This window comes from Xenorhabdus stockiae, from assembly GCF_002632825.1.
GTDB lineage: Bacteria > Pseudomonadota > Gammaproteobacteria > Enterobacterales > Enterobacteriaceae > Xenorhabdus > Xenorhabdus stockiae.
Window position 1 is genome coordinate 1 of the sequence record NZ_NJAJ01000103.1, and the last position, 2,382, is coordinate 2,382.

4 protein-coding genes and 1 pseudogene are annotated in these 2,382 nt (G+C 42.1%); all 5 read right to left on the minus strand.

Features of this window, described 5'->3' with window-relative positions:
- Positions 1–113: 113 nt before the first annotated feature.
- Entirely contained in the window at positions 114–548 is a 435-nt protein-coding gene (locus Xsto_RS20435) for a lysozyme (protein WP_099126281.1), read from the minus strand.
- On the minus strand, positions 548–775 hold the full coding sequence (locus Xsto_RS20440) for a hypothetical protein (protein ID WP_099126282.1): 228 nt from the start codon (positions 773–775) through the stop codon (positions 548–550). Before Xsto_RS20440 ends, Xsto_RS20435 begins: the two co-directional genes overlap by 1 nt.
- Positions 772–1,080, minus strand: coding sequence for a phage holin family protein (locus Xsto_RS20445; protein ID WP_099121355.1), 309 nt, complete (start codon positions 1,078–1,080; stop codon positions 772–774). Before Xsto_RS20445 ends, Xsto_RS20440 begins: the two co-directional genes overlap by 4 nt.
- A gap of 163 nt (positions 1,081–1,243) precedes the next feature.
- Positions 1,244–1,765, minus strand: coding sequence for a hypothetical protein (locus Xsto_RS20450; RefSeq protein ID WP_099126283.1), 522 nt, complete (start codon positions 1,763–1,765; stop codon positions 1,244–1,246).
- A gap of 81 nt (positions 1,766–1,846) precedes the next feature.
- A pseudogene (locus tag Xsto_RS20455) lies at positions 1,847–2,275 on the minus strand (DUF7823 domain-containing protein); the annotation flags it as partial.
- Positions 2,276–2,382 lie beyond the last annotated feature (107 nt).

Genomic DNA, 2,382 nt, shown 5'->3' on the forward strand with positions numbered 1-2,382 from the left:
GAAATAATGAACGCCGCAATAAAACCGATAACATAAATCATTGGGCCCAGAATGATAACCATCGCTCAGCACCTCAAATGCCTGTGTGAATACGCCGTAAGTGAGAGTGAATCTCATAACAAAAACATCTGGCGCTCAGATGCCCTACGCTTAGTCAGACCGTTCATCACCTTACCTGCTGCCTTATTCCATCTCTGGAACTCATCGGCGGCACCTTGGTAATCACCCACATTGAGTTTCTTTAGCAAGGTAGAACGAGCAAAATTACCGGCACCACAATTGAAGATGAACGAGCACAGGGCATCAAACTGTCCCTGAGTCAGGGATACCTTCACAGCGGATTCAAGGGTGATGTAAATAGGTTTAAGGTCATCATGCAGGAATGCTTCGGCCTGCTGTTCGATGATAACTTGCCCCGGCTTAACGTCTTTTGTATGACCATAGCCAATCGTCCACGGAATGCCTCCAGTCGCCGGATCGGGATAGGCTTTCAGTTTCAGGCCTTCATATTGTTTGATGAAGCTCAACCCGTTCTCACTGATTTTCATCAGATATTACCCCGCTGTTGTTCGCATTCTGCCAGTAGCCTAAGAAACCGATAACGTTTGTAGAAATTGAAGTGATCCCATACCCATTTTCGTTGACGCATGACTTTCAGAAAACGCATATCAGCTCGCCACCAGTTCTGCAATTTACGCAGCACCCACCAACGGCGAACCTGATAAAACATTACAACCAGCGGAAATATCTTCACACCGTATATTTCCTTAATCATCTGTGAGCACCTGTCAGTCGGTTCCAAAAATACGTGAGGGCAATACTGCCCATTGCTCCGCACATGCCTGCACTGGCGAATGTCATGTATAAGCTCAGTCCTGCCTCTAAACTGATAAATCCGCCTATCAGTCCGGTAAATCCTGAAACAATGACTTGGGCAAATGCCCCAAGCCAACTCCAGCGGGCGTTGCTGGTTTTTATATCAATGATATAGCGGACTATCCCGCCCCATGCAGAAAGCAGCAAAAGTATCAGCCATTGATGTAACTCAAAGCTGCTTGGGTCTTTATTTGGCATACGCATATTTCCACCCCATCAGAACAATGGGCGTCCGTGGGGTGAGTCTGTGGTCGCCCCTGTGAGTTGTAGTGAGTAGGTTGCCAGCCGCAATAGGAGATACTGAGGTTATAGGAGTGATTGCGGTGGCATAAATAGAAAAGGCCGCCATTGCGACCTATATAATATTTTAATCAAGCCTTGAGTCTGTAAAGCTAATCATTATTAGCTGCTTTATTGCAGAACACGCCTCAATGAAAGCGTCTTCTTCAGACGGGGAGGAGATGATAAGTTCTTTTTGTCCATTACCCACGTCAACGTGAAGATTTCCACCTGTTTTCCACATCGAGATACTGATGGCATGAAGATCACCACCGGTTAGCGGGGTGTCATCGACCGTAGTGGCTATTTTAAATTTCAATACATAATCATCACTTAATATAAATGATGCTAAAGATTTTTTATGAAATTCGCCTTTTTCATTCACATCTCCAACTGAGACATAGCTATACTCATCCCCTGCACTATCTCGCCAAGTATCACTTGGTAACGATAATGAATTTCGATATTCATTGATGAGTTTATAACCGTGTTTTTGAAGTTCAGCTTTACGGAGGTCGTATTTCTTACCCAGATTAATTCTTTGCCTTTTTATATCTTCAAATGTAATCGACATGCCTTTCTCCATAAATTTATTATTTCGAATAAGCATGATTACCACCTTTTGAAAAATTTTACCGTGAGCAGATACGAAAAAGGCCGCATTAAGCAGCCTTGAATTCAGTACGTGGATTTATTTCCAGTTAAAGCAAAAATGAATTGGAGTTGTATTGCCTACATTTTGTTTCAGGAAGTCGCCTAGTTGCTTAGCACCATTAGAAATATAAAGAAAATAAGTTTCAAGATAAGGTACATGAGGACTAACAACACCAAGATTATAAGTTGAACCATTCGCCATTATTTCAAGTTTTTTACTTCCTAAGTATGGTTGGTTTTGTGTGTCAACTTCTAACTGTAATCCCCAGAAAGTACCGATGGGGACCTCAATTAGTTGGAATGCTAATATGTTTCCAACTCCCATTGTGCTTTGAAGATTTGTCAGGGTGCCAATAGATGAAGCTGAATACCCCCACTCTTGAACTTTATCATAATCTGGATTACCACCATTATAAAATTGGATGGTTCCTATATTAAGATCAAAAGACAACATAGCACCTTCTGGACACGCTGGCTTATTAACATCAGACATAAACACCTCACTTTATTATTCGTTAAAGGTCATTTCATCCTACTGCTAACTAGCCAGTTAATATTACTGAGGTCAGGTTC